Source organism: Microseira wollei NIES-4236 (assembly GCF_020521235.1).
GTDB lineage: Bacteria > Cyanobacteriota > Cyanobacteriia > Cyanobacteriales > Aerosakkonemataceae > Microseira > Microseira wollei.
Map to the genome: position 1 here is coordinate 36484 of NZ_BLAY01000041.1, position 24873 is coordinate 61356.

Genomic DNA, 24873 nt, shown 5'->3' on the forward strand with positions numbered 1-24873 from the left:
TAATCTTGCCTACTCTCGGCGTCAACATCGACCACGTTGCCACAATTCGGCAGGCACGTCGCACGGTAGAACCCGACCCCGTGGCGGCGGCGGTGCTGGCAGAACTTGCAGGTGCCGACGGCATTACCGTGCATCTGCGGGAAGATAGACGGCATATCCAAGACCGGGATGTGCGAATCTTGCGGCAAACTGTTCGCACCCATCTAAACTTGGAGATGGCGGCGACGGATGAAATGGTGGACTTCGCATTAGACATTAAACCCGATTACGTAACGTTAGTCCCCGAACGTCGCGAAGAAGTCACCACCGAAGGCGGACTCGATATCGCCGGACTTATTCCCCGCATCACCGATGTGGTGGCAAAATTACAAGATGCTGGAATCCCGGTCAGCTTGTTTATCGATGCGGATGATGCACAAATTGACGCATCTGTCAAGGTGAAAGCCAAATTTATTGAACTGCATACGGGGAAATACGCCGAAGCGCAGGATGAAGCGAGTCGGGAAAAAGAATTAGCCGTTTTGGCGAAAGGATGCGAAAATGCGATCGCATCCGGTCTGAGAGTGAACGCGGGACACGGACTCACCTACTGGAACGTCTACCCCGTCGCTGCGCTCAAAGGGATGGAAGAACTCAATATCGGTCACACGATCGTTAGTCGCGCCGTTTTAGTAGGATTAGAACGCGCCGTCCGCGAAATGAAACAAGCAATATTGGGTAATGGTTAATGGCTAATGGCTAATGGCTAATGGGTAAGAAAAAATCAATTAGCAATTAGCAATTAGCAATTAGCAATTACACTTCACCAATTACACTTCACCAATCACCATGACAACTTACTACTACGTCCTAGCAAGCAAACGCTTTTTACTCGAAGAAGAACCCCTGGAAGAAGTTTTGAGGGAGAGAACCCGGAACTATCAAGAACAAGAAAAAGAAATCGATTTTTGGCTGGTTGTACAACCCGCTTTTATAGAAGCAGCAACAATGGCAGAAGTTAAAGCCAAGTGTCCCCAACCAGCAGCGGCAATTATTTCAACGAATCAGCAATTTATTACTTGGCTGAAATTGCGGTTGGAATATGTGGCAACTGGCGAATTTGAAGCACCCTCCGCTCAAATTCCCAACCCGCTAGCTTCCCTCGCAGGCGTATCCTGAAAAATTTTATCTTGGGTAATGGGTAATGGCGTTTCCAGGCAAGTTCCAGGGAACTAGGGTAATGGTAAAAATCCAATTACCAATTACCAATTACCAATTACCAATTACCAATTCACCAGTTATGCATCAAACTTGTTTCATCAGGGTAGCGCAATCTATTTTAGGGTCAACCTTGCTAGCGACGGCTGGGTTGGCTGTTAAAATAGATGCTGCTGTGGCTCAGTCTTCAATTCCCAATTGTCAATTGCCTCAACCGGGCGAGTATTTATTGTTGGTGGAAAGCAAGACACCCCGGACTCGCGAGTTGGTGCGACAAACCGTGCCAAATACTACCAACGTTACTCTGTGTAGATATTCAGACAATGTAGTGACGCGCATTGGTGGGTTTGCTGACGCAGAGGAAGTGCAAAAATGGGTGCGTTACTTAAATGATATTGTCGGGTTGCAAGCTTTCCTTGTGGAACCCCCTGTAGTGGTTCAAACTGCTAGGGAAACACCGAGTCAAAGCGGGGTGACGACGGTGGGACAGGTGCGAGAACAAACGGTAGTATCTCAGAATATACCTGCTTTTAATCCTCAACCCTTGGGAAGGGGTTATGCGATATTGGTAGATTTCTTTAACAAACCGGAAATTGCCGAACAGGTACAGCGACTGGTAGGGAAGGAAGTGGGTTTAGTTTCCTTCGCGCAACGTCCTTATTTATTGGTGCTGCATACAACTAACGATAAGAATGCGACGAATACATTTGAGTTGCTATCGGAGCGCGGCTTTTTTGCGATGATGGTAGATGGTCGGCAGGTGACCTTATTGCGAGCGCAAGTTTTACCGAACCAGCCAAGAAATTAAAATTTAATATGCTGGTGCAGCTAGCCAGGAAATCGTCACGCCCAACACCGATCCTACAATTACTTGAACCGGCGTGTGACCGAGCAATTCCTTGAGTCGATCTTCGCTAAAGGTAGGGTGTTCGCGGAATAATTCATCAATCATTTGATTGAGGATGCGCGCTTGCTTACCCGCCGCCTGACGGACTCCGGCGGCATCGTACATGACAATGATGGCGAAAATGGTGGCAATGGCAAATTCGGGAGACGCCCATCCCACCGTCTGTCCTACACCTGCTGCTAAACAGGTTACCAAAGCCGAATGGGCGCTGGGCATTCCGCCAGTCGTCGTCAAAACGCGCAAACTTACCTTGCCGTGTCGGGCAAGTTCGACGATGATTTTAGACAGTTGAGCGATGAGACAGGCTATAAGAGCAACCACCAGCACGTGGTTGTCTAAAATTTTACCAAAGTCCTGCATATCGATTTGGGGTTTTGGATTTTGGATTTTAAATTATCCGGATTAAAGCGGTTGTTTTTAGTGCGTGCGGCTAGTAATAAAATCAGCCAGCGCCTGTAGCGGTTGAGCTTTTTCAGCAAAGGGTGCTAATTCCGCCTTAGCATCCTCAACCAATTGCTTCGCTTGTTGGCGCGATTCTTCTAACCCCCAAAGACTGGGATAGGTTGCCTTTTTCGCTTGCAGGTCTTTACCTGCGGTTTTGCCCAACTCGGCGCGAGTTGCGGTGATATCCAAAATATCATCCACAATTTGAAACGCCAGCCCAATATTTTGAGCATAACGGGACAGGCGTTGCAAATCGGCAGCGGATGCGCCTGCCAAAATACCGCCGCAAACTACGCTAGCTTCTAGCAGCGCCCCGGTTTTGTGGGTGTGGATAAAATGCAGCGTTTCTAGGGTTGTATCAGTGCGTCCCTCGCATTCTAAGTCAACCACTTGACCGCCGACTAAACCCGCCGCCCCGACGGCACGCCCCAAACGGGCAATTACCTTTAAAAGTTGTTCGGCGGGTACGTTTTTAGTTTCCTCAACTACATGCTCAAAAGCGTAGGCTAACAAACCATCTCCAGCCAAAATCGCGATATCATCACCGTAAACTTTATGATTGGTCAGACGCCCCCGCCGATAATCGTCATTATCCATCGCGGGTAGGTCGTCGTGGATCAGCGACATCGTGTGAATCATTTCCAGGGCGCAAGCAGTTGGCATCGCCATTTCCACCGTCCCCCCGGTGAGTTCGCAGGTAGCGAGACAGAGAATGGGGCGTAGGCGCTTTCCACCCGCCAGCAGGGAATAGCGCATCGACTCGTATATTTTTTCAGGATAGATGACGGGGAAGGCACGATCCAAAGCTGCCTCCACCAAAGCCTGTCGCTGGTTCAGATAAGCTGATAAATCAAAGGTTGGAGATTCCCCTGTTGGCGAATGCCGATCGTCCGTAACTACCATCCCTGGATTCCTTACGTTTGTCATTTCCGTACCAATTTTACAGGTGATTGGTAATTGGTAATTGGTAATTGCTAATTGCTAATTGCTAATTGCTAATTGCTGGTTGGTCATTAAGCTATCGGTCGAATTTTTACCCATTAGCGATTACCCATTACCCATTACCGCTTTTGGCTATAACTCCACACTGTATTTTGCAACAGCATGGCGACGGTCATCGGGCCAATGCCGCCGGGAACGGGGGTAATAGAAGAGGCGACGCAAAGCACCCCCTCAAACTGGACATCTCCCACGAGGCGGGAATTACCCGCGTCATCGGTAACGCGATTAATGCCAACATCCACGACTACGGCGTTTGGTTTGACCATTTCAGGGGTGACCAAATTGGGACGCCCTACTGCCGCAATTAGGATATCGGCACTGCGGGTGATGTCGGGTAGGTTTTGCGATCGCGAGTGAGCGATCGTTACCGTCGCATCCGCTTCTAGCAGCATCAAAGCCATTGGCTTGCCCACTAAAATACTACGCCCAAGGATGACCGCTTGTTTCCCTTTTAATTCAATTTCATATTCTTGCAGGAGGCGCATGACGCCTGCGGGGGTGCAACTGCGTAAACCGGATTCTCCCCGCACCAGACGCCCCAAATTAACCGGATGGAGTCCGTCGGCGTCTTTATCGGGTGCGATCGCGTGCAGCAGTGCTACGCTATCCAAGTGGGGCGGTAAAGGCAGTTGAACTAAAATCCCATCTACCCGTTCATCCTGATTCAGAGATTGAATCACTTGCTCTAATTCGCCAAAAGCAGTTTCGGCGGGAAAATGCTTGCCAAACGAAGCAATCCCGATTTTTTGGCAAGCGCGCTCTTTATTGCGCACGTAGGCGGCGCTAGCGGGGTTATCGCCTACCATTAGCACCGCTAGACCCGGCGGACGCCCAATTTCAGCTTGTAACGACTGAATTTGATCGGCAAGTTCAGCGTAAATTTTTTGGGCGAGGGCTTTACCGTCTAGGATTTGGGCAACTTTTGTATCCATCTAGATCTCCGGGGTACTCCCGCCACATCGGTACTCCGATTGGCGGTGATGGGGGAATTGAGCGGCAGTCCTAGGGGATCGATGCCGCGTAGACTGCCAGTTAACTGTCTGTTTCATGTTTTATTTTCCTCTTCAGATTTCTAATAAATTCTCTAATCACATCTGTCTGGGTTCTGTTTTCCTGTTCACAATAAGCTTTCAACGTTTCTAGATCGGACTCAGGAAGTCGAATATTAAAGGTTTTCATTTGAAAGGTGTAACGATATTTGCGTTACAATACTATCATGCTACTCACCTACCAGTACAAAATCAAGCCCACAGAATCACAGGCGGCAACTATGGCGATCTGGGGTGAGTTATTGCGTAGGCACTGGAACTATGCGCTGGGACAACGATTGGATTGGCTCAACAGAACCCGTTCGCCAATTGATCGTTGCAGCCTTGTTCTAGAGCGAATTGGTGAGATTCCAGGACGGGTTGATTACTACACTCAAGCATCGGAGTTACGCCAAACGAAACAACTGTTTCCCGAATACAAAGACATCTATGCAGACTGCCAGCAGCAAAACCTGATGCGGCTCGATAAAGCCTGGAAGCGATGGCTAGTGCCTGACAAGAACGGCAAAAGAGGAGGCAGACCGCGGTTCAAGAAACAAGGTGATATCTGCTCATTCACCTTTCCAAGGGTGAACTGCCTTAAAGCAGGAGCTACTTTCACAGGCAACCGCTTAAAGCTCTCCAAGATTGGTGAAATCGAGGTGATTTTGCATCGCCCAATCCCTGATGGCTTCACTTTGAAGCAAGCCACGATTCTGCACAAAGCAGATGGCTGGTACATCAGCTTTTCACTAGAAGATGGCGCGGTTCCCTCGCCGCTGCCTGTGGATGAACTCAAGTCTGCTGTAGGCATAGATGTTGGGTTAGAAAAGTTTTTAGCAACATCGGACGGGCAAGCGGTTGAGATTGGGCAGTTCTACCGCAAGTCTCAAAAACGCTTAGCCCGTCAGCAGCGGCAACTGGCAAGGAAACAGAAGGGGTCGAACAACTACCGCAAGCAAGCGAACAAAGTAGCGCGATTGCATCTGCACACAGGTCGTCAGCGCAAAGACTTTCACTATCAGGTGGCACATTGGCTTTGCGCGACCTATGACCTGATCGCGTTTGAGAACTTGAACATCAGAGGACTTGCCAGAACCCGATTGGCAAAGTCGATACTGGATGCCGCTTGGGGCGCATTCCTTTCCATCCTGCAAGCAGTGGCGGTAAAGCGCGGTAAGTGGGCAATGGAAGGCAACGCCAGAGGAACCAGCATAGAATGTTCTCGCTGTGGTGAACGGGTTGAGAAGACGCTGAAAGATAGGGTTCATAGCTGTAGCTGTGGGCTAGTAATTGACCGTGATGTGAACAGCGGCATCAACATTTTGAATCGAGTACAACGGACGCTTGGACTAGCGTTTGCTGGCTGTGGAGGATACTCGGATGCGAGTCCTGTGAAACAGCAACTCTCATTTGTGAATTTGAGAAGCCCCCGCTACACCGAAGGTTAGCGGTGGGAGTTGTCACCAGCTTCCAGAAATGCTGGTGCTTGCGTTACTGTCTTTAACAGCAAGCAAATAATATCCTAGTTTCGCAGATTAATCAAAATGAGTATCCGGCTAAGCCAAGTTTTTACAATACCAGTTCAGCACCAGGTACTTCGGATCGGTACTGTATCACTGATGATGGGAGGATTGTGCGGTTGCGCTAACTTGGCAAAATCGAGATTGAGTTTCCTGCCAAGACCTAATGTCCCGATTACCACTATCGGCGATGTGCAGAAGTCTTCGCCTAAATCTTCTACTGTATACCTGGAAGGGGAGGTTGGCAAGCAAGTTCCCTTTGTGGATAGTAGCGCCTATGAGTTGAAAGACTCAACGGGGAGTATCTGGGTAGTTACTAAACAAAAAGCCCCGAATCAAAAAGATCAAGTTTTGCTCAAAGCCAAGGTGCAACATAAAAATATTAGTGTTGGTGGCAAGACTTTAAAAGAAGTGTACGTTGAAGAACAGCAGCGACTATAACAGGGATTTCTTACGGATTATATGGATGAATAGCGGTATGAATAATCAACAGAAACAGGTAGCGATCGCCATCTTATATCGCGACGGTAAATTTCTCATGCAACTGCGCGATGATATTCCCGGTATTGCTTATCCCGGACACTGGGCCTTTTTTGGCGGACATATCGAACCAGATGAAGCTCCAGAAGACGCACTCAAGCGAGAATTATTAGAGGAAATTGGTTACGTACCTGCTTCTCCCTCATTTTTTGGTTATTATGCCGATAACAACGTATTTCGCCACGTTTATCACGCACCCTTGACAGTGGAATTAAATCAATTAATTTTAGGCGAAGGTTGGGATATGGGACTATTAACACCCGCCGAAATAAGAGCAGGCGAACGTTATTCGGAAATAGCAGGACAAGTGCGACCTTTGGGACCTACTCACCAAAAAATTTTGTTAGATTTTATAGAGAGAGCATTTTGAAAATTGAATTGGGAAACTGGTCATGCTTAAAAAACTCATCCTGGAAAACTGGAAAAGTTTCCGCCATGCGGTACTTGACATCGCTCCGCTTACCGTTCTTATTGGAACCAATGCTAGTGGCAAGTCCAATGCACTTGAAGCATTGGAATTTCTGAAAAGAACCGTAGAAGGTAGAGAATTTCAATCAGCTTTAGTAGGAGATTTGATAGTTCCCTCAATACGGGGAGGTGTAGAGTGGGCTGCACTAAAACCAGAAACAAAATTTACTTTGAAGGTATTAATTCAGGGTGAAGATGATAGTACGTATTACCTTTATAGCATCACGGTTGAAACTAAACCACAAGTTCAACTGATGGCGGAATCTTTAATCCTGATTAAACAGACCGTGAAGTCTGAGAAGGAAACAGAAAAAGAAATATTATTTCAAACAGAACCGCCGACGCCATATGGAGCGATTGAAGCAAAAATTTACGATACAAATAATCAAGGCAAACAAGCATTTTTACGTGAAAAATCTATTTTGAGTCAATTAATTTTTCAGTCATTTCCAGGTTTATTGCCGAAGGATTCGGTGGTGGGCAAACTGGCAAAAGGGATTTTTATAATTTGGGAAACAATAAGTAATATATTTACTCTAGATCCTATTCCTTCTAAAATGCGATCTTATTCACCCCTTTCTCCTCAACTTCTAAGTGATGCATCGAATATTGCTGGGGTGTTAGCAGCACTGCCAGATGAACAAAAAAAACAGGTGGAATCAACTATACTTACTTATGTAAAGCATTTACCAGAAAAAGATATTCAGAAAATTTGGGCAGAACCAGTTGGCAGATTGAATAGCGATGCAATGCTATACTGCGAAGAACAGTGGATACCCGCTCAACCGCCCATGCTAATAGATGCAAGAGGAATGTCAGATGGAACTCTGCGGTTTCTAGGTATTATCGCAGCACTTATGACACGCCCTGAAGGTAGTCAATTGATCGTTGAAGATGTGGATAATGGACTGCATCCATCTCGTTCAGAATTGCTTGTAAAAATGCTAAGAGGAATAGGGAAAAAGAGAAAGATTGATATATTAGTTACTACCCATAATCCAAGTTTGCTAGATGCTTTAGGGAGAGAAATAGTACCCTTTGTAGTGGTAGCGCATCGAGATACAGAAACTGGAAAAAGCAAGCTTACCCTCGTAGAAGATATTCAGAATTTTTCCCAGATGTTTGCATCTGCCTGTTTGGGTAAACTTAAAGAGAATAGTGCAATTGAAAGAAGTGTTGTTAGTAGCAGCTAGCCTGAGATATGAGGAAGGCTATTAGTAACTCAAATTGCTAGTTATCTCTCTGGGAGCGGCTGGCTAATGGCTGGCGAGATTGGTAAAAATCCTAGATTAGCAATTAGCAACGCCCTTGTTTATAACTAGCAACTTGCGTTAGTATTGATTTTTTGCGTTTGGTTAGAAGTACCGGGAATGGAAATTTGTGGTTCTGATGATAATCGGTGGTATTTCGCACGGGTGAACAAACTGATAGAAGAGGAAAAGGCTAAAGGTACAACTCTGGTACTTCCCATAGTTACCCTGGTAGAAACTGGTAAGCATATCGCTCAAGCTAGAATAAAAGATGCCGCTGCTCAGACAAGTCCAAGGGCAGCTTTCGGCGCACAGTTTGTCCTGTGGAATGCTGAGGAACTGAAAAAATTAGCCGCCCAATGGCCTCATCTAGCAGCACAACAGACTTCCATGGGCGATGCAACTATTAAGATTGTTGGACAATTCTACGCAGAAAAAGGTTATCAGGTAGAATTTTTAACAGCTGATGAGCAGTTAAAGGCACAAGATCCGTCTCCCCCAGCTAGGACTCAAAAGAAAAGGAGAAGTGGAAATTGAGCGGTTTTTACCGCAGAAAAATAGCCACAAAAGACAAGACTGGCTACGGGGTATGATCTTTAAATGGAAATTCCATCTCTATCACCGAACGTCCATGAGCTATTCTACCGAAGCATCGACTCCAAAAACAACCAAAAGCGCTAGAGTGAACGAAGCTACGATCCCCAATGCAGACTACCGACTCCTGGATCGGACAAAGCTGTCGCCGATGTATCAGCATTATGTGGAAGTAAAAGAACAGTATCCTCATGCGTTGCTGTTGTATCGGTGCGGCGATTTTTTTGAAACGTTTTTTCAGGATGCGATTACCGTTTCGCGGGAATTAGAACTGGTTCTGACGAGTAAAGAAGGAGGGAAAGAAATTGGGCGAGTTCCGATGACTGGCGTACCGCACCATGCTTTGGAAAGATACTGCGCGATGTTAGTCGAAAAAGGGTATGCGATCGCTATCTGCGACCAAGTCGAAGATGCAGCAGAAGCACAAGGTTTAGTCCGCCGAGAAATTACCCGCGTTTTTACACCAGGAACCCTCTTGGATGAGGGAATGCTCACTGCAAAGCGCAATAATTTTCTAGCAGCAGTTGTCATGGCAGGCGAACATTGGGGTTTATCTTATGCAGATATATCTACAGGGGAATTTTTAACCACGCAATCGAGTAATTTAGATCATTTAACGCAAGAATTAATGCGCTTGCAGCCTTCGGAAATCTTAGTACCAACCAACGCCCCAGATTTAGGCGCTTTGCTACGTCCTGGAGAAAAATCGGAGAGTTTACCAGATTGTTTACCCAATAGTTTTTGTTATGCATTGCGTCCCCAAAGTCCGTTTAGTTTATCCGAAGCCAAGCCGAGATTATTGCAAAAATTTAATTTGAAATCCCTCGAAGGTTTGGGATGCGAACACCTCCCCCTCGCGGCTCGCGCCGCTGGTGGATTATTAGAATATCTGGAAAGAACGGTCAATAAAAAAGTAGAAGAAAAGGAAAGCAAAGGAAAAAATTCAATCCAAAATATCAAATCACAAATCCAAAATAAACTCCAGGTTCCTTTACAACTTCTGCGAACTTACACCATCGCCGATTATTTAATATTAGACTACCAAACCCGCCGCAATTTAGAAATTACTCAAACCGTCCGCGATAACACCTTTCACGGTTCTCTATTGTGGGCAATAGATAAAACCTGTACCGCAATGGGAGGTCGCGCCTTGCGCCGATGGGTTTTGCAACCTTTGCTCGATATTAAAGGAATTCGAGCGCGGCAAGATACAATTCAAGAATTAGTAGAAAATAGCTCTTTGCGGCAAGAATTGCGTCAGTTATTGCGGCAAATATACGACATTGAACGCTTGACAGGACGCGCAGGATCTGGTACGGCAAGTGCGAGAGATTTAGTAGCATTAGCCGATTCGCTGTTAAAATTACCAGACTTAGCAGCACTGGTAACCGATGGGCGATCGCCCTACCTGAGAGCATTGCAAAAAGTGCATCCAATTTTGGAACAATTGGGTCAAAGAATTCGCGCTTATTTAGTAGAATCGCCGCCGATTCATATCACCGAAGGTGGTTTAATTCGAGATGGAGTCCATCCGCAATTGGATGAAATGCGCGCAGGGGCAAAAGATGACCATGAATGGGTTTCCAATTTGGAAGTAACCGAAAGAGCTAGTACGGGTATTTCTACGCTAAAAGTAGGATATAACAAAACTTTTGGATACTATATCAGTATCTCGAAAGGGAAAATAGACCAAGTTCCAAAAAACTATATCCGCAAACAAACGCTAACTAATGAGGAGCGTTATATTACTCCGGAATTGAAGGAACGAGAAGCGAGAATTTTAACAGCTAAGGAAGATTTAGACCGTCTGGAATATGAAATATTTTGCGATTTGAGGGCGGAGGTGGGAGAACAAGCGGAGTTAATTCGTAATGTTTCTCGTGCTGTGGCGGCGGCGGATGTTTTGGCTGGTTTGGCTGAAGTTGCGGTATATCAAGGTTATTGTCGTCCTGAGATGGTGATGGGACGGGAAATTATCATTGTTGATGGGCGTCATCCGGTGGTTGAGCAATCTTTACCCGCTGGGTTTTTTGTGCCTAATTCGACAAAATTGGGTAATGGGGAAGAACAAAACCAATTACCAATTACCAATGACCAATCACCAGATTTGGTAATATTAACTGGGCCTAATGCTAGCGGGAAGAGTTGTTATTTGAGGCAGGTGGGGTTAATTCAGTTAATGGCGCAACTTGGGAGTTTTGTTCCGGCGCGGGAGGCGGTTTTGGGAGTATGCGATCGCATTTTCACCCGCGTTGGTGCCGTGGATGATTTGGCAACTGGTCAATCTACGTTTATGGTAGAGATGAACGAGACGGCAAATATCCTCAATCACGCCACGCCGAAGTCTTTAGTATTGCTGGATGAAATAGGAAGGGGGACGGCTACGTTTGATGGTCTTTCTATTGCTTGGGCGGTAGCAGAATACTTGGCTACGGAAATCAAAGCGAGGACTATTTTTGCCACCCACTATCACGAGTTGAACGAATTGGCTTCGATGTTGTCTAATGTGGCTAATTATCAAGTGACGGTGAAAGAATTGCCCGATCAAATTATCTTTTTGCATCAAGTGCAACCCGGAGGTGCAGATAAGTCTTATGGAATAGAAGTAGGACGTTTGGCGGGGTTACCAGGGGTAGTAATTCAGCGGGCAAAACAAGTGATGGGACAGATTGAGAAGCATAGTAAAATAGCCGTGGGATTGAGAGAGGGAATTGGCAGCGAAACCCGCACTAATACACGCAAGAAAAAATCCCCAAAAACCCCTACATCCGACGAACAACCAACCGAATAAAAAATCGTAGGGTGCGTTAGCGACAGCGTAACGCACCGTTCTATATTTTTAAATTTAGCCAATCTTGAATCTCTTGAGCCAACCAAGTAGCCTCATCTTCATCTAAAGCACCACCCAATTGATAAAATCCATCTTCGGTGCGAATACAGACTTCATAAACCCAACCTTGGAGAGTTAGGAAAACACCTAAAATATCTTCAACATTCCCTTTTCTGCTACTGTAAGTAAAGTTAAATGCCTGCCGGACAATTTCAAAACGCTTGCGGTCAAAGTAAATGTGAGTTTGTTTGCCAAAGAAAATTGCTAATCCAGCACCGAAGAATGCGAACATTGTCAATCCAATAATAGGGTTTACCCACACTATAATAAAAAGTATTAGGGAGAATATAAATGTCCAAAAAGATAGAAAAAAGATTAGGCCAAAACAGCCGAATCTTTCAATTTGTTTGGTTCCCCCAGATGTCAGATGAATTTCCATTTTTTCCGCAGATTTACTTAATTTTATGAAAGTAAAAGGTTCAGGTATTTTTCTAGTATAAGTACCGCGAGAAGGTCGATATATTCCAGATTTCAGCCCTTGCAGTGCTTCCTTCGCTGTACTGAATCGCTTTTCTATTGATATTTCTGTCAGCTGCTCAATCCAAGTTACAAAACTGGGGTTTAGGGTGATGCGATCGCTAAATTGAATCCGCGCATCTTTCTGCGGTAAATCCGCAGGAGCAATACCAGTTAATAAGTGAATTAAACTGGCTCCCAAAGCATATAAATCCGATGCGGGAACTGCCCTTCCCCAAAATTGTTCTAACGGTGAATACCCGCTAGTGCCAACAACAGTAAACGTCACCCCCGTAAAAGCAGCTTTATCCTGAACCGCCCCAAAATCTACCAGATAAATTTGCTCATCTTCTGTTAAAATCAGATTACTCGGCTTAATATCGCGGTGCAAAACAGGGGGACTGAGTGAGTGCAGATAAATCAGAATATCCAAAACTTGGGTAGCAATGCTTTTCACCTGTTTTTCCGAAAAACGCTTACCTTGTTCTAATAATTCCTGTAGAGAAGCACCGGGAATATAATCTTGCACTATCCCAAACCAAGGCAACCCTTCTCCTATTTGCCTATCTAGGGAAAAATAATCCCGATAGCGAGGAATTCGCGAGTGATTCAGATTCGCCAAAACTTGCGCTTCCCGTTCAAATAATTTCAATTAGTCCCACTGCATTTGAGGACTAAACGCCAGTAACTTAACAATTACCTGATCGTTAGATTCTAAATCCCTTGCTAACCAAGTTTGACGACCTGCGGCAGTTCGTCCTAATCTTTCTTGGAGTTGATAGCGTTCCTGTAATATCTGTTCTGGTTGCAACATTTGGTATCGCTTCGTGGGAAGTGTATTTCTATATTGGCACTGGGCAGGCGAGACGCCTACCCCACAAGAATCATTTTTTCTTGTGGGATGGGCATCTTGCCCGTCCTGTGATGTTTGACATTTCTTGTGGGATGGGCATCTTGCCCGTCTTATGACCAATTAGATGGCGTAGGGTGCGTTATCAGCGGAGTACGGCACCATTTTTGCTCGCGGTGCGTTACGGCGCGGATTACAATTTAAAAAAAACAGTAAGATTAAATGCCGCGCCTAACACACCCTACAAAAACTTATGAACAATTAGCAATTAGCAATTAGCAATTAGCAATTACCAATTACCAATTACCAATCAAAAGTGATCCGGCATCCAAGGTTCAGCACCCGCAAATATCTGCGTCGCCGCCGCAACAGCATTATCTGTCCCTGCCAAATAACCGCTAACTTGTAACTGAGAAGGCGTATACAAACCCGTATAAAGCGGTGCAAGTCCGCGTATATTTAACTGCAATTCGCCTTTACCTCCCCGCGTCACCTCGCCTCGCCCACCGGAAACCCTCACCACAAAATTACCGTTATTTTCAGGCAATAATTCATCCACAACTGCCAAATGTAATTCGGTTTCCACTCCCATTGGATAACCTCTACCCTCCAACGCTTTAGCCACATCAATTATCCGGAGCATCCAGCGTTCTAAATATCGCACCTTCGCGGTTTGTTCCGCCAGCAATAATAAGAAAGGATCGCTCGCTGCACCCCGCCATACCGCTTTTTGAATTTGGGAACGGTGATCTGCTAAAAACATCCACAAACGTTGTGCCGCCGCCGCACTTAGCGCTACCCAGTCCAGAATTACTATTTGGAATTCTTTGGCATCCTGTTTAAAAATAATGTAGCCTGACGGTTGATTTGGCGAACCGACTAAATAAGCATAAATTGTTTCTTGTTCTCGCGGTTGGATAATTGACTGCCAAATGGCTGAGTTTCTGTCTAAATTGCCGTTATTTTGTACTGCCCATTGGCGGTAAATCTCGTGAAAAACTTCGTGGCGGATGGGTGTTACTGAGTGCATTGGGATGGCACGAATTGTTTGATTAACTGATAACCTCAACCCATCCAGCCGAATTTCAAAACCACCCGCCGTTCCCCCTTGTTCGTAACCCACTTGCCGATAAAGATACTGCGTCGCCGGATACAGTACCGATATCGGCACTTGCTTCGCCTGGAGTTCCAAAAGCGTGCGGGTAAGCAATTCTACCGCGACCCCCATCCCCCGATACTCTGGCGGTACACCCACCGCCGCCAACCCTGCCATCGGGACGCTACATCCCCCAAACCACTGTCCCATCTGATAAATTGCCAAACCACCCGCAACTTGTCCCCCTTGGCGAATCACCCGGAAGTTTTCCACCCCGATGCGGTTGAGATAAACAGGCCATTCGCTCAGCGGCGAGTTGAAGCACTGGCTGAGAATAATTCCTAACTGCTGAGTCTGTTCGGGGTTTGCCGGCGTGGCAAATTCAAAATTAGGTGTCATCGTCGTATCGCTACTTTAGCTGGAGACACAGGAGGCTCAGCCTCCCAACTCGTTCCCAGGCTCAGCCTGGGAACGAAGATTTAGAGGCTCTGCCTCGCTAATTTTAGTCCCAGTCTCTTTAGCCAAAATGCGAAGAAATTTGAATAACTGACCCGATAAATTTACTTTACTTAACAATTAGCAGGCAAAAGCGTTAAACTTCATTGCGGAGTACCAACATAGCAAGACTGTCATGGTACTTTCATTGATGTTGACAAACGGCTTAGAGACAGGAACGGAGAACACTGTGGCAATCCCGACGCACCAATCCTCAACTGCTGCATTTCGTGAAGATTTTAGCGAGTATGTTGCTCACCTCCAGCTTCACATGGCGTTACAAGCTCGTAACCTAGTTCCCACCCTCACCCAAGCGGTAGATAGCCGCCAGCAGTTGCTACAGCAGACTCAAGCAGATTTTGAAAAGCTAGTTTCCAGACAAGGGTTTTAATCCAAAGCTTTCAATCTTCCAATCATCCGGAGGCAGAGCCTCCTACTACTCGTTCCCAGGCTGAGCCTGGGAAAGAGAATCTAGAGGCTCTGCCTCTGGTGGGAAAACACAAACCCAAAAGCGCACACTATAATAAGAAATGTAAGACACGGGGCCTTAATGGTTTCGACAGGCTGGCGAACGCCGCCCCGTGATACAGGCCGAGAGTGAGTCTGCTCTCGTAAATACAAGGCTCAAAAAAAAGTAAATGCGAACAACATCGTTCCTTTTGCTCGTAAGGCTGCCACTGTAGCTGCCTAATAACCCCTAAACAAGGTTCGAGCGTCTGTAGTCTGACTCCGTTAAGGGCTGCGGACAAACCCCAACGGATGCTATAGAAAGTAGCCTCTGGTCAGCTTTCTAGCTAAGAATTAACCAGAGCATCCTGTCATCCGGGATAATGGATGGTTCCCGCTCTGAGGGTAAGAAGAGCTAAGCCTGTGAATGAGCGGTAGGTTAATACCCGGTTTGGACACGGGTTCGACTCCCGTAGGCTCCATTTTAAAACCACCCCGTACAATTAGTTACAGGGTGGTTTTTAAGTTTTTATGGGGCAATCGTTAATAATTTTAACCTGTGAGAATCCGGCTTGTAGCCAAGAATTTACTAAGTCGCTGGCTGAGTTTAAAAGAAGTGAAAAGTTAGGCAGACAGCATTTTTGCTGTTTAAAATGCTTTGCACAGTGTAAAGGAATCCGAAATTTTAAGGATAAAATTAATACAAATACGGAACATTTACAAAAAGGCAGTGAAAGAGACGAGTTTTCGCCGTTTCGCCATTCCTTAAAAATTATTAAAAAATCGAGTAAACAGAGAAATAAAGAGTATTCTGTAACGCTGGAAGACCTAAAGTTTTTATGGGAGCAACAGCAAGGTATTTGTCCTTATACGGGATGGAAGTTAGAGCTTTTACCTTGCGTGACTGACTGGGAGAAGGCGCCTTTAACGCCCAGAAGAGCTAGTGTAGATCGGAAAGATTGTTCTAAAGGATACACGATTGATAACATACAATTTGTGGCGGCGTTCGCCAACTTCACTAAAAATGCGTTTACCGACCAAGATTTAATCGAATTTTGTCAAGCAGTAACTCAATTTAGACAAGAAAAAAAAGTTAACGCTGGGTTAATAAAGTCCTCGATCAAAGCAAACAGTATAGATGAATACTTAGGGTTTCGCTATTATTTTAAAATGGCAAGAAAGAATGCAAAAGCCAAAGGGAAAGAATGCACTATCACCCTGGAATATTTAAAATATTTGTGGGAAACACAAGGTGGACGCTGCCCTTATACTGGGTGGAAACTAGATAATCCACAAACAACTAAAGATTGGGATAATTATAGGTTCCACCCGCAGAGAGCCAGTTTGGACAGAATAGATCCGCATCAAGGCTACGTGCCGGGAAACGTCCAGTTTGTATCTGTCATAGCTAACTTGGGAAAGAGAGATTTTAAGGAAGAGGAACTTTTAGAATTTTGTCAAGCAGTGGCGGAATATAGGGGAGGAAACGGTTAAGGTGGAAGAGCGAACGCACGCCATAAACTAAACTGGGATTACCCAATTCCGATTCACCTTAAGAATTATGTTTGAAAAAATTCTAGTCGCGATCGATAATTCCCCCACCAGCAAACAGGCGTTTGAGCAAAGCACGTTCTTGGCAAAAGCCACAGGTGCTAGTTTAATGCTAGTTAACGTCTCGTCTCTGGCTGGACTGGATTCGGGCTATCCGAACCTGGTGATGCCAATTGCGAACGCTGCTTACATCTCCGCGCAAACCGAGGCTTTGCAAAATTATCTACAACAGTGGGAGATCGTGAAACAGCAAGACCTGGAATTGCTGAAATCTTTGGCAGAACAGGCTAAAGACGCAGGTATTGCTACAGAGTACGCACAACCAATCGGCGATGCGGGTAAAGAGATTTGCCAACTGGCGCGTAGTTGGGGAGCCAGTTTGATTGTCATGGGTCGCCGGGGTCACACGGGATTGAGCGAACTGATTCAAGGTAGCGTTAGTAACTACGTGACGCACCATGCGCCTTGTTCGGTGCTGACCGTGCAAGGTAAGGATGGGGGGGAGGAGTGAGGGTGCGATTCGCGCTCCGCGATAGCTTCGCTTCACGTGAAGCGTGCCCTTGGCATATCGCGTTGTGTCAAATTCCACAAAATTGAAATATCCGCGTCACAACAGCGTCAAAAGGATTAGTCAATATAATCATAGTTAATTATTTAACTCCTCACACACCAACATAAAGCCTGGAGGTCGGTCGCCCTGGGCTTTTTTATTTTGGGGTTTACCTCTCCTAGTAGTCCTTTGATATCTGATATAATTGACATATCAGAATTAAGTTTCTGAATTAACTCACGGCTGAAAGTGCCGGAGAAAATTCGTAATATTCCCGTTAAGCGGGAAACATTGAAGGCTATCTAGGTAGAGACATTAATTGTCAGGGTCGGAGCCGATCCGGTAGGACATATCTAGAATTGATAGTCAATAAACCGCAAGATGATTAGGCTAGTCCGAAAGCAGGTGTTTCAATGCCCCTCAGAGCGGTTGTCCTCGTAGCTAGAAAAGATTAACCAGATAGCCAATTCCTGGAGATTCGGGCGAAAAGTTAATCCCAACTTCTAGCCAGAATCCCCGCACCCCCGCGCGGGGAGTGGCTCAACAACGAGAAGCCTAGAGGTCGGTCGCCCTGGGCTTTTTTATTTTCCGGCGTACCTCTCCTAGCCGACAGGACAAAATGAGTATTAAGATCGTCCTCTCCCAGCAGAAGTGAAGGCACAATAGCCATATCTAGACTAGGAGGAAAGCCCGCCCATGCAGCCGATTCGCACTTTTAACGTTACTCCCGCCCTGCCCTCGCGACTCGAACCGTTGCGGCGGCTAGCCTACAACCTGCACTGGGATTGGAATGCAGATACTAAAGACCTGTTCCGCCGCCTCGACCGCGACTTGTGGGAATCGAGTCGTCATAACCCAGTATTAATGTTAGGCACGATTTCCCAAGCGCGGTTACAGGAAGTAGCCGAAGACGAAGGCTTTATCGCCCAGATGGAACGAGCCGTCCAACAATTAGACGACTACCATCACCGATTAACTTGGTATCACAAAACTCGCAAATTGGTCAAAGGGTCATCGGTAATAGGTAATGGGGAAGAAGAGACTGCACCCACGACCAATAACGCATTACCCAATAGCCAAAAAGAGTGCTATGCCTACTTTTCAATGGAATTTGGCCTGGCGGATTGCATTCCGGTCTATTCTGGTGGTTTGGGAGTTCTCGCGGGCGATCACTTGAAATCTGCTAGCGACTTAGGTTTGCCCTTAGTAGGGATGGGGTTGCTTTACCAACAAGGTTACTTTTCCCAGTTTCTTAACGCCGATGGCTGGCAAAACGAACACTATCCGATCAATGATTTTTACAACATGCCCCTACAATTAGAGCGGCATCCAGATGGATCGGAAATTCGGATTGAAGTCAATTATCCGGGGCGCAAAGTTTACGCTCGCATCTGGCGGGTGCAGGTGGGAACGGTACCCTTATACTTGCTCGATACCAATATTGAAGCTAACGCCAGTCAATACGACCACGATATTACCGACCAATTATATGGCGGCGATATCGACATGCGGATTCACCAAGAAATTATGCTCGGTATCGGCGGCGTTTTGGCGCTCAAAGCGTTGGGATTAAACCCGACGGCGTATCACATGAACGAGGGACACGCGGCGTTTTTGGCGTTAGAACGCATCCGCATTTTAATGCAAGAAAACGGCTTAGGTTACCAAGCAGCTAAGCAGGTGGTGACGGCGAGTAGCATTTTTACGACTCACACGCCAGTACCTGCGGGGATTGATTTGTTCCCGCCGGATAAGGTGTTGTATTACCTGGGTTACTATGCAGATATTTTTGGCTTGCGGCGAGAAGAATTTCTGGCTTTAGGGCGGGAAAATACGGGAGATTTGGCAGCGCCTTTCAGCATGGCAATTTTAGCCATTAAAATGGCTTCGTTTGTTAACGGGGTTGCCAAGTTGCACGGTGTCGTCGCCCGGTCGATGTTCCACCGCCTGTGGCAGGGTTTACCGTTGGAGGAAGTACCGATCACATCTATTACCAACGGGGTACACGCGCGCAGTTGCACTTCGCCGGTAATGCAAGGATTGTACGATCGCTACCTGGGTCCGCGCTGGCAACACGCGCCAACTGACGATCCGCTGTGGGATAAGATGAATTCGATGCCCGATGAAGAATTGTGGCGGTATCACGAACGGTGTCGCGCCGAGTTGGTAGTATTTGTGCGGGAACGGATGGCGAAAAAGTTGCGCGAGCGCGGTGCATCTCCCGCTGAAGTCGCCGCCGCTGCTGAATTCCTCGATCCGGGGGTTTTCACTATCGGTTTTGCTCGTCGGTTTGCGACTTATAAACGGGCAACTTTGTGGATGCGCGATGTTGAACGGATTAAGCGCATTTTAGGCAACAAACATCGCAAGGTGCAGTTTGTAATTGCCGGTAAAGCGCACCCGATGGATATTCCCGGTAAAGAATTAATCCGCGATATTAACCACTTTATTCGCGAACAAGGATTGGGTCGTCAAATTGTATTTATTCCCGATTACGATTTGCACGTGGCGCGATTAATGGTAGCCGGATGCGATGTTTGGTTAAATACTCCCCGTCGTCCCCGCGAAGCATCGGGTACTAGCGGCATGAAAGCTTCGATGAACGGGTTATTAAACCTGAGCGTTCTTGATGGGTGGTGGGATGAAGCGGATTACGTCCGCACTGGATGGCCCATCGGTCATGGGGAAGATTATCAAGATACTAACTATCAGGATAATGTGGAAGCTAACGCGCTGTACGAGTTGCTGGAACAGGAGGTAGTACCGCTATTTTACGACCGGGATAGCGAAGGAATTCCCCGCGCTTGGGTGAAGAAAATGAAAGATGCGATTCGGTTAAATTGTCCGCACTTTAATACGGCGCGGATGGTGCGAGACTATGCATGGCGGGCTTATTTCCCGGCAAGCGATCGCTTCTCGAATTTGAGCAGCTCAAACTTTGCACCCGCTAAAGACTTGGCGCATTGGAAAACCAAATTGTTTGATAATTGGTACAACATTAAAATCGCCAACGTTGATGTTTCCAATGGCCCTGAAGTTCAGGTGAATCAAAACATTGGGGTGAAAGCGCGCATTCATCTGGCAGGGTTGAGTCCCGATGACGTGCAGGTAGAACTTTATACCGGCGAAGTCAATGCCGATGGGAATATTGTCAACCCTAAGTCATCGGTGATGGAATTCCAAGGAAAAGATCACGAACATGCGTGCATTTACACGGGCGATATTATCTATAATGCCAGTGGTTTGCAAGGGATGTCCCTGCGCGTTCTACCCAAACATGAAAATCTCAGCAATCCTTATGAATTGGGATTGATTAGTTGGGCTTAGGGGAATTGGGAATTGGGAATTGGTAATTGGTAATTGCTAATTGCTAATTGCTAATTGGGTTGATTTTTTTCGATTACCTATTACCCTCGTTCCCAGGCTCCTGCCTGGGAACGCCATTCCCAGGCTCCTGCCTGGGAACGCCATTCCCAGGCTCCTGCCTGGGAACGCCATTCCCAGGCTCCTGCTTGGGAACGCCATTACCTCTAGCAGGGATGATAATGTATCCGGTGGAGCGATCTCCTAATACCAAATTTCGCTCCACCCCCCAATACCACCAGTGGGCGGCTACGTAAGCGCAGATCAGGCTATCGAGTTTATCTTCTACGGTTTTTAGGGCTAATCCCGTCAAGGGAATTTCGGGTAATTCTGTTAGGTTGAGGCGCGGTTGTACGGTTGACAAATGATTTAATATATGCTGTCGCAGTTTGATTAATTCGGATCTTTTTTCGGATATTTTGCCTTTTTTGTATTTTAAAATTCGGTCTAATTTGAATAGATTGACAATCGCTGGATGGGGAAACACTTCAATTTGAAATCGGCCTAATTGTTGTGGTGCGATAATCGGGGCGTGGGCGAAACCGCGTGCTTCTAAACTTAGGCCAAATTCTACTGTGCGTTGGGCAAAAGGGCGCCCTAAATTGGCGGGGTAGCATCCGGCGTGATAGCGTCCAAAATGCTTGTGAGCGAGTTTATCGGGGAGGCGCATTCCGGTTGCATTGGGGATGATTGTAGGGGCGTCTACGGCGATGATTCCGGGTGAGTTGGGGGATAGCCAGGTATCGCTCCAGGCGAGGATGTCTGTAATGGTTTCTAGTCGATTTAAATCGAGGAGTTGCAATTGGTTATCTTGCCATTGTAGACAGCATAAACCACTGGCACCGGAACGCCAACCTAAGTCAATTCCGAGAAATTTCATCATGGGGGAATTGTATATGCGATCGCTCTCTCATCATGCCCGATAAAATGCCCCTAGATTCCCCCAGATTCCCCCAGATTACCCCAGATTACCCCAGGTTGAAACCTGGGGCTACACAAACGAAGCCTGCCTTCGCAGGCTATTTGAAACCCTTGCCTTGCGGGTTTTGTTTGTGTGCCCGCTTGCGCTCCGCGATTTTAATCGTTGGGGCGATTGTTGGGGTTTTGGGGGGTGCGATCGCTCTCCTGAACGATCTTTTGGGTACGATGGGTTTTGACGATTAACTCAATACCTTGGGTTATCATCCACGGGATAACATCGAGGATGGGTTTACCTGAAAGCACATCGAGATTGCCCTTCACACCAATAATGACTGCTTGCACGATAAATGCAATAGCGCTCGCTTGGCGGATGAACTTGTGTTGATTGCTTTTGCTGTTGTTTTTCATGTTCGGAACCTTCTTATACATCTGTTGCATAAAGCGTTCAATTGGTTGTTAATCCAATTTAGAATCGCCCCAATAGCAAGTCAGTTCCCAACAATTTCGACTTGAAGTAGAACCAAGTAGAAATATTCTTCTACTTGGCAATCTTTGAAGTATATGGATCGCCTCAACCATGCGTAGGGGCACGGCATCAGTCAGTTTTGCAGCTAACCCGAAGATGGTTGAACATAGAGTAGGGGCACGGCATCAGTCAGTTTTGCAGCTAACCCGAAGATGGTTGAATGCCGTGCCCCTACGGATCTCTCCAATCACCGCTTGTATAATTGGAATATCTTGCCGCTCGGATTAATTATGGAATCGTGGCCACACTGGGATGATTTTATAAAAATAATGTCTCGCGATCATCGGTTGACTGATGCTGAAGCAGAATCGTTTTTATTACAATTTACTAGACAGAATATTGGTAAAAACCAAAACGAAATTTCAGAACAACTGCCGCTGATGGAAGATGCGCTGGCAACTCATAAAAAGCGGATGTCCGAGGTATATGGTAAATTCTCTCAGAGTTGCGTTGAACTAAAATCAACAACGCATAAATCTAAACCTTTACAGAAATGGCTGGAAACTAAGTATTCTCAATGGTTACCTGTTCAATACTCTGATTCTGCCTCATCACCTGCTACAACGGAAACGCCGATAGACTGGCGCGATATCTGCAACCAAGTTTTAGCAACTCAACAACTCCGCCGCCAAGCAACAGCACAACAATATGAATTAAATATTTACGTTCCCTTGGGATTAATGGAACGTCCCAAAACACCAAACCCCAGACCAAACCTCACTGGGTCAGATTCGCAACCGCAGAAAGAACCAGAACTGCAAATTGTCCAAACTTATAAAGATGATGCTTTTTTCCAGAAAGTTATTGCCGAAAATAACACCGAAAAAGGCAAGCATATCGCGATTATTGGCGAACCGGGTGCGGGGAAAACTACTCTCTTAGGAGAACTGGCGGAACGTTTGCCGAAAAATTCCTCGGATTTGCCGATTTGTATTCGAATGGCAGATTTACGGGAAAGCACAATTGCAGATTATTTACTCCATAATTGGCTCTCAAAAGCGCTGCAATTTATCGATGCTGACGCGGAAAATGTCACCCCAGAAATTAGAAAAGCTCTCAAGCAACTTTTCGCTGAAGGTAAGGTGTGGTTGCTGTTGGATGGGGTGGATGAAATGGCGGCGACATCCCCTGTGGAGGCGTTGGCGAGAATTCGGGATCAACTGACTGACTGGGTGGGTAAGGCGCGGGTGGTGCTAACTTGCCGTTTGAATGTTTGGGATGCGGCGATTAGCAATACCCTGACAAATTTTGATACTTATAAAACTTTGGAATTTGAACCCGATGATGTGGATGAGTTTATTCGCCAGTGGTTTGAGGAAGCTTCTCAGGATGAGAAACGGCGCAATTCTGGCAATGAAACTTTTTGGCTGGAACAGGGAAAACGCTTACAGCAACAGTTAAAATCACCGGGAGGTGAGCGAATCAAAGAACTGGTACGCAATCCCCTGCGATTGTCGATGTTGTGTCAGTCTTGGTGCGTAGCTGAACAAGATTTGCCGGAAACGAAGGCGGCACTTTACGAGCAGTTTACCACTTATTTTTTTGAGTGGAAACAAGAGGAATTTCAGCAGAAACAGCGAGTATTAAAAGAGACGGATAAAAAACAGATTCAACAAGCTTTGGCAAAGTTGGCTTTAGCGGCAATGGAAAGCGCCAATCGGTTTCGGATTGAGCAAGATTTTGCCATTGAGCAGATGGAGGAAGAGTGGTTTAATTTAGCGGAGGAATTGGGATGGTTACTTTTAGTTGACAGGGATACCCGCACGAAAAAGCCTGTTTACGCTTTCTTCCATCCGACGTTTCAGGAATATTTTGCCGCTTGTGCTATTGGGGATTGGCACTTTTTCTTAAATCACCAAATTCCCCCAGTCTCTTCTGACTGTTACCGTATTTTTGAACGGCAGTGGAGAGAGGTGATTTTGCTGTGGTTGGGGCGAGGGGAGATAGAACGAAAGCAGAAAGAGGAATTTATTGATGCTTTGGTTAATTTTGAGGATGGATGTGGACTATGGAGCCATCAAGAGCAAGCAGATAAAGGCTGTTATGAATATCGAGCTTATTTTTTAGCCGCCGCTGGAATTGCCGAGTTTCAGGATTATTTCCGAATAGATGAAGTCATAGGGCAAATCGTTAGGTGGGGCTTTGGTTATTTCGATAATGACGAACAAGATTGGGTAAGTTTTTTCTATGAAATTAGCAATGGAGCTAGAGAAGCATTGCAACAGACGTATCTCCCAAAAGCGATCGATGCTTTAGTGCAACTGCTGGGTTCTCACCAACTTTATTATCACACCCGTTGGGATGTGGTAGTAAGCTTAGGGAACATTGGTCAAGGCAATCAAAAAGCGATCGATGCTTTAGGGCAACTGCTCAAATCTGACCAACTTGATGATGACACCCGTAGGCAAGTGGCAGAAAGCTTAGGGTACATTGACCCTGGCAATCAAAAAGCGATCGATGCTTTAGTGCAACTGCTGGGTTCTCACCAACTTTATTATCACACCCGTTGGGATGTGGCAGTAAGCTTAGGGAACATTGGTCAAGGCAATCAAAAAGCGATCGATGCTTTAGTGCAACTGCTGGGTTCTCACCAACTTGATGTTTACACCCGTAGGCGAGTGGCAGAAAGCTTAGGGTACATTGACCCTGGCAATCAAAAAGCGATCGATGCTTTAGGGCAACTGCTCAAATCTGACCAACTTGATGATGACACCCGTAGGCAAGTGGCAGAAAGCTTAGGGTACATTGACCCTGGCAATCAAAAAGCGATCGATG

General features: G+C 46.2%; 23 protein-coding genes and 1 other RNA gene. 15 read left to right on the top strand and 9 right to left on the bottom strand.

The genetic code is table 11. From position 1 onward, the window contains the following. Positions 1–5 precede the first annotated feature (5 nt). The 3 genes from MiSe_RS15400 to MiSe_RS15410 all read left to right on the top strand — a co-directional run bounded on the left by MiSe_RS15400 (position 6) and on the right by MiSe_RS15410 (position 2005). Positions 6–728: a pyridoxine 5'-phosphate synthase gene (locus tag MiSe_RS15400; protein WP_226581096.1), complete on the top strand. Its 723-nt coding sequence runs from the start codon at positions 6–8 to the stop codon at positions 726–728. A gap of 100 nt (positions 729–828) precedes the next feature. Then, a complete protein-coding gene (locus tag MiSe_RS15405) occupies positions 829–1158 on the top strand; it encodes an MgPME-cyclase complex family protein (RefSeq protein ID WP_226581109.1) in 330 nt (109 codons plus the stop codon). A gap of 61 nt (positions 1159–1219) precedes the next feature. Then, complete coding sequence (locus MiSe_RS15410) at positions 1220–2005, top strand: hypothetical protein (RefSeq protein ID WP_226581112.1); 786 nt, start codon at positions 1220–1222, stop codon at positions 2003–2005. A gap of 3 nt (positions 2006–2008) precedes the next feature. On the opposite strand, the gene MiSe_RS15415 is transcribed toward MiSe_RS15410, so the two are convergent. The 4 genes from MiSe_RS15415 to MiSe_RS15430 all read right to left on the bottom strand — a co-directional run bounded on the left by MiSe_RS15415 (position 2009) and on the right by MiSe_RS15430 (position 4729). Next, a complete protein-coding gene (locus MiSe_RS15415) occupies positions 2009–2464 on the bottom strand; it encodes a divergent PAP2 family protein (RefSeq protein ID WP_226581124.1) in 456 nt (151 codons plus the stop codon). Positions 2465–2521: 57 nt separating this feature from the next. Then, the gene (crtE, locus tag MiSe_RS15420) at positions 2522–3451 is read right to left on the bottom strand and encodes a geranylgeranyl diphosphate synthase CrtE (protein ID WP_444980504.1); all 930 of its coding nucleotides are present in this window, start codon (positions 3449–3451) and stop codon (positions 2522–2524) included. Positions 3452–3609: 158 nt separating this feature from the next. Then, positions 3610–4482: a bifunctional methylenetetrahydrofolate dehydrogenase/methenyltetrahydrofolate cyclohydrolase FolD gene (folD, locus tag MiSe_RS15425; RefSeq protein ID WP_226581130.1), complete on the bottom strand. Its 873-nt coding sequence runs from the start codon at positions 4480–4482 to the stop codon at positions 3610–3612. 100 nt (positions 4483–4582) lie between these two features. Then, on the bottom strand, positions 4583–4729 hold the full coding sequence (locus MiSe_RS15430) for a ribbon-helix-helix protein, CopG family (RefSeq protein ID WP_226581133.1): 147 nt from the start codon (positions 4727–4729) through the stop codon (positions 4583–4585). 37 nt (positions 4730–4766) lie between these two features. Between MiSe_RS15430 and MiSe_RS15435 the strand changes: the two genes are divergently transcribed. The 6 genes from MiSe_RS15435 to mutS all read left to right on the top strand — a co-directional run bounded on the left by MiSe_RS15435 (position 4767) and on the right by mutS (position 11744). Then, the gene (locus tag MiSe_RS15435) at positions 4767–6029 is read left to right on the top strand and encodes an RNA-guided endonuclease InsQ/TnpB family protein (RefSeq protein ID WP_226581136.1); all 1263 of its coding nucleotides are present in this window, start codon (positions 4767–4769) and stop codon (positions 6027–6029) included. Between the two features lie 96 nt (positions 6030–6125). After that, positions 6126–6542, top strand: coding sequence for a hypothetical protein (locus MiSe_RS15440; RefSeq protein WP_226581139.1), 417 nt, complete (start codon positions 6126–6128; stop codon positions 6540–6542). A 37-nt stretch (positions 6543–6579) separates the two neighbouring features. Continuing rightward, the gene (locus tag MiSe_RS15445) at positions 6580–7011 is read left to right on the top strand and encodes an NUDIX hydrolase (RefSeq protein ID WP_226581142.1); all 432 of its coding nucleotides are present in this window, start codon (positions 6580–6582) and stop codon (positions 7009–7011) included. A gap of 22 nt (positions 7012–7033) precedes the next feature. Continuing rightward, entirely contained in the window at positions 7034–8302 is a 1269-nt protein-coding gene (locus tag MiSe_RS15450) for an AAA family ATPase (RefSeq protein ID WP_226581152.1), read from the top strand. Positions 8303–8446: 144 nt separating this feature from the next. Continuing rightward, positions 8447–8896, top strand: coding sequence for a hypothetical protein (locus MiSe_RS15455; protein ID WP_226581155.1), 450 nt, complete (start codon positions 8447–8449; stop codon positions 8894–8896). 94 nt (positions 8897–8990) lie between these two features. Continuing rightward, positions 8991–11744, top strand: coding sequence for a DNA mismatch repair protein MutS (gene mutS / locus MiSe_RS15460; protein ID WP_226581158.1), 2754 nt, complete (start codon positions 8991–8993; stop codon positions 11742–11744). Positions 11745–11784: 40 nt separating this feature from the next. Here mutS and MiSe_RS15465 read toward each other — a convergent pair whose 3' ends face one another. The 3 genes from MiSe_RS15465 to MiSe_RS15470 all read right to left on the bottom strand — a co-directional run bounded on the left by MiSe_RS15465 (position 11785) and on the right by MiSe_RS15470 (position 14644). Next, entirely contained in the window at positions 11785–12951 is a 1167-nt protein-coding gene (locus tag MiSe_RS15465) for a serine/threonine protein kinase (protein ID WP_307731436.1), read from the bottom strand. Beyond that, positions 12952–13113, bottom strand: coding sequence for a hypothetical protein (locus MiSe_RS52020; RefSeq protein WP_307731437.1), 162 nt, complete (start codon positions 13111–13113; stop codon positions 12952–12954). It lies immediately after the preceding gene. A 346-nt stretch (positions 13114–13459) separates the two neighbouring features. Next, positions 13460–14644, bottom strand: coding sequence for a GNAT family N-acetyltransferase (locus tag MiSe_RS15470; protein WP_226581162.1), 1185 nt, complete (start codon positions 14642–14644; stop codon positions 13460–13462). Positions 14645–14891: 247 nt separating this feature from the next. Here MiSe_RS15470 and MiSe_RS15475 point away from each other — a divergent pair, with 247 nt between their 5' ends. From MiSe_RS15475 to glgP, 5 genes are all read left to right on the top strand, one after another. Then, complete coding sequence (locus MiSe_RS15475) at positions 14892–15131, top strand: hypothetical protein (protein WP_444980505.1); 240 nt, start codon at positions 14892–14894, stop codon at positions 15129–15131. 150 nt (positions 15132–15281) lie between these two features. Then, positions 15282–15672, top strand: a transfer-messenger RNA (tmRNA) gene (gene ssrA, locus MiSe_RS15480). Between the two features lie 46 nt (positions 15673–15718). Then, positions 15719–16681 (top strand): hypothetical protein, encoded by a 963-nt coding sequence (locus MiSe_RS15485; protein WP_226581168.1) that lies wholly within the window; start codon positions 15719–15721, stop codon positions 16679–16681. 67 nt (positions 16682–16748) lie between these two features. Then, complete coding sequence (locus MiSe_RS15490; RefSeq protein WP_226581170.1) at positions 16749–17249, top strand: universal stress protein; 501 nt, start codon at positions 16749–16751, stop codon at positions 17247–17249. Between the two features lie 735 nt (positions 17250–17984). After that, positions 17985–20615: an alpha-glucan family phosphorylase gene (gene glgP / locus MiSe_RS15495; protein WP_226581173.1), complete on the top strand. Its 2631-nt coding sequence runs from the start codon at positions 17985–17987 to the stop codon at positions 20613–20615. 73 nt (positions 20616–20688) lie between these two features. Here the strand turns inward: glgP and MiSe_RS15500 are convergent, their stop codons facing one another. Next, a complete protein-coding gene (locus MiSe_RS15500; protein ID WP_226581183.1) occupies positions 20689–21531 on the bottom strand; it encodes a DUF429 domain-containing protein in 843 nt (280 codons plus the stop codon). A 197-nt stretch (positions 21532–21728) separates the two neighbouring features. Beyond that, positions 21729–21980 carry a hypothetical protein gene (locus MiSe_RS15505; protein ID WP_226581176.1) on the bottom strand — a complete coding sequence of 84 codons (252 nt, stop codon included), beginning with the start codon at positions 21978–21980 and terminating at the stop codon, positions 21729–21731. 387 nt (positions 21981–22367) lie between these two features. On the opposite strand from MiSe_RS15505, the gene MiSe_RS15510 reads away from it, so the two are divergent. Beyond that, a partial coding sequence (locus MiSe_RS15510; RefSeq protein WP_226581180.1) for an NACHT domain-containing protein occupies positions 22368–24873 on the top strand: 2506 nt, incomplete at its 3' end.